This is a genomic window from Pseudomonas sp. FG86 (assembly GCF_057808775.1).
This window is the reverse complement of sequence record NZ_JBMDIS010000175.1, coordinates 1-3,056: the sequence shown is the minus strand read 5'-3', so window position 1 is coordinate 3,056 and position 3,056 is coordinate 1. Positions and strand designations below refer to the sequence as shown.

4 protein-coding genes are annotated in these 3,056 nt (G+C 62.2%); 1 reads left to right on the top strand and 3 read right to left on the bottom strand.

What is annotated here, in order from left to right; genetic code table 11:
- Positions 1-185 precede the first annotated feature (185 nt).
- Genes ACODSV_RS36105 through ACODSV_RS36095 form a run of 3 tightly spaced genes read right to left on the bottom strand, consistent with a single transcriptional unit; the run spans position 186 to position 2,336 of the window.
- Entirely contained in the window at positions 186-1,112 is a 927-nt protein-coding gene (locus ACODSV_RS36105) for a FecR family protein (protein ID WP_024074803.1), read from the bottom strand.
- A 37-nt stretch (positions 1,113-1,149) separates the two neighbouring features.
- A complete protein-coding gene (locus ACODSV_RS36100) occupies positions 1,150-1,695 on the bottom strand; it encodes an RNA polymerase sigma factor (protein WP_024074802.1) in 546 nt (181 codons plus the stop codon).
- Entirely contained in the window at positions 1,692-2,336 is a 645-nt protein-coding gene (locus tag ACODSV_RS36095; RefSeq protein WP_041161160.1) for a secretin and TonB N-terminal domain-containing protein, read from the bottom strand. Before ACODSV_RS36095 ends, ACODSV_RS36100 begins: the two co-directional genes overlap by 4 nt.
- 217 nt (positions 2,337-2,553) lie before the next feature.
- Between ACODSV_RS36095 and ACODSV_RS36090 the strand changes: the two genes are divergently transcribed.
- Positions 2,554-2,865: a hypothetical protein gene (locus ACODSV_RS36090; protein WP_150055923.1), complete on the top strand. Its 312-nt coding sequence runs from the start codon at positions 2,554-2,556 to the stop codon at positions 2,863-2,865.
- The last annotated feature ends 191 nt before the right edge of the window (positions 2,866-3,056 follow it).

Below are 3,056 nucleotides of genomic sequence, written 5' to 3'. Positions count from 1 at the left end.
CTGTTACCTATGTGCGTGAACTGATTTGTAACCCATGTGGGTGAGTCATACCGGCGAAGGCCTTTTGGTTACTTTTGGGCCTTTCCAAAAGTGACCCGCCGTAAGGGCGGAACCGCCAGCCGCCGTTACCGCAGGAATGGATATGTACACAATCAAAAAACCGTTACCACATGAACGGACACAGACTAACTCAACAACACCACCCCCCCAGGCAACTCCGTACACCTGGCCCCATAAGCATCCCGAATCAACAGCGCCACCCCCGCCAACTGCTGCAAGCTGAACCGCGCCTGCACTCGCCGCTTGCCCAGTTCCTTGTTCAGCAACACCAACATCCCCGGTCGATATCGGTTGATCTCATCCACCACCGTCGCCAACGTTGCGTTGTTGAACACCAGTACCTGCTCACGCCAGGCCACTACCGCGTGGGCATCGACGCTCGTCACTTCACCCATGCCCGCCGCGCCGTAGGTCAGTTGCCGGCCACTCTCCAGGCGTACATTGCGCCCGGCGACGTCCACCGACAGCCACCCCTCGATACAGGTCACGCAGACGTTGCGATCGGTATGCCGCACGTTGAACCGCGCCTGGGCCGCGCTCAGCCAGCCCTGGCCCGCCTGGACCTTGAGCGGCTGTGCCACGTCGGCGAGGACTTCGACTTCGCCTTCGAGCAGTTCGATCCCCTGCCCCACCCGGCTGATGCGCGTCTGTGTATTGAGCTCCAGGCTCACACCCTCGCTCAATAACACCTGGCGCTGTTCGCCGACTTCGGTTCGGTAGTCGGCGGTCAACCCGGCAAACCCGCCCGGCACACCGACGTTGACCATCACCACCGCCGCCGACGCTGCAATCGCGCCGCCGAGGAAGGCACGCCGGCCAAAATGACGCGGGCGCTCGGCCTGTTCGGCCGCTGCGCCCAAACGCTGCCACAGCGTCTTGGCCTGTTCGAACGCCTGGGCATGTTCCGGGCTTTGGGCGCACCACGCTTTCAGGGCCTTGGCATCGGCCACGGTAGCGCGGCCCGAGGTCAACAGGACCAGCCAGTCGCGGGCTTCGTCGTGCAGTGGGCTGGCGGGTGTTTCCCGGGCGGTGGAGAAGCTAAAAATATTCAAGCGCGCAAATACTCACGGATTTATCAGGGACTCACTACTAAGACGGTTTCCCGGCCCCGGGACCGAACCGCTGAATCACTTTTCTTTCCAGGCGCTGGGCACAGTAGCCCAGGGCAGCCTTGATTTCTTTCTCGACCATGCGTGTGGAAATGCCGAAACGCTGGGAGATTTCCAGGTGCGGCGCCTCTTCCAGGCGCGCGGCGATGAGGATCTTGCGTCGGCGTGCCGGCAGTTCGTAGAGGGCCTTGACCAGCGATTGGATTTCTTTCTGGCCACCCACCACCCGCGACGGGTCCAGGACTTCGTCGGCGCTTTGCAGCAGCTCTTCCACCTCGCTGCCGGTCAGCAGGCGCGCGTCGGCCTGGCGGCGGTCGGCGGCGATGTTCAAGGCCATGCGGTACAGGTAGGCATTGGGCTGCTGAAGGTTTGGCGGCATGTCCATGCGGTCGACCCGCAGGTAGGTTTCGTGCAGCACGTCGTTGGCCAGGTCCTCCGAGCCCAGGCGCTTGCGCAACCGCACCTTGAAGTCCTCGTAGGACGCCAGGAACAAGCTGACCATTGTGCTCTGCCCGGTATTTTTCATCCGCCCCAGGCTCCGTTTGCTGCTGTGCATTCCATGCGCGTTCCTGTTGTGTCAGGCATCAAAAGTAAAGTCACCGGTTGGCGCAGGGAACTCGGTGCCGGGCGTTCGACCCGCGCGGTTGCCAGGCTGCGTACCAGTGCTTCATCGCGTTGTTCATCGCCGGTGGAACTGACCAACCGACTGTGCTCGATCAGCCCTTGCGGGTTGACCCACACCTGCACCAGTGCCCGAAAACTGCCGGGCCGGGTCAGCGGCGAGCGGCACAGGCTGGTCTCGATGGCCTGCTGCAAGGCCGTGGCGTAGCTGTTGTTGATCCGCGCGGCATTGCGTGCCGCCGTACCACGGGTTGCAGGCGGCTGGCTGACCTCGGGCAGTTGCAGGGTAAACGCATCGCTGCGTGCATAACGTGCCATCAGGCCACTCCCTGTCAGCAACATCGCCAGAGCCTCCTGTGCCGTGAAGCGTCCGCGCACACTGATGGAGCGCCGGCCCAGCGTCAGTTCGCGGTCGACCAGCACCGCCATGCCGGTGGCACGGCTGTACGCTTGCAGTGCGTGTTCCAGGTCTTGTGCCGGCAGGTCCAGGCTCAGCAACGGGGGCTCTGCCTTGGCGGGCGGCGTGCCCGTCAGCAGCAACAGCAAGACCAGGGCGCATACGGCGCGCCGCCAAGTCCCCTGTTCACCCCCCGCGTTGCATTGCTGCACGGCCGACGTGTCCTTGAAAACCGTCATCCTGAGGCCAGTTTATGAACCTGATGTTACGGTGATAGCAAAAAAAACATCACGGTGACGAGAGGCCCGCTGCACTACACTTTCACGCCATGCCGGCCCATTCTCTCGGGCCCATCAGGAGGCTCCGATGAAGCTGTTTCCAACCCTCGCCAGCCTGTTGCTGTGTATCGCAATGCCCCTGCTCGCCCACGCAGAAACCGCGGCCAATGGCTGCACGGAAGTCACGGTGGATGGGTATAAGGCGCCCAACTACGGCTGCCTTGGCCAGCAGATGGGGAATGCACCGAACGCGGCCAAGGCCGCACAAAAAAATCGCGAAGCGCAGAATATCCCGGTACAGAAGCGGCCACCGAACCAGGTGGGGCTGTCTACCCCTGCGGCGACCAGTGTGCGCATGGGCAATACCTTCGGGACCTCGGTGAAACCGCAGCGGCCTTGAGGGCTCTGGGCACAATCCATCAAGCATTCAATAGATTTTTCATCGCTTCCCGATGCTGGTGGGTGCGACGATTCGACTTGCCCCCGATGGTGGTGTGTCAGTCACCTTATTCAGTGGCTGACACACTGCTATCGGGGCATAAGTATCTACACAACTTTTTTCAGCGGTCTGTGGCGAGGGAGCTTGGTCCC

What these genes read in the sequence shown, in the direction of transcription:
- ACODSV_RS36100 (WP_024074802.1), bottom strand. Translation starts at nt 1,695, where the DNA reads ATGAAAAATACCGGGCAGAGCACAATGGTCAGCTTGTTCCTGGCGTCC.
- ACODSV_RS36090 (WP_150055923.1), top strand. Translation starts at nt 2,554, where the DNA reads ATGAAGCTGTTTCCAACCCTCGCCAGCCTGTTGCTGTGTATCGCAATG.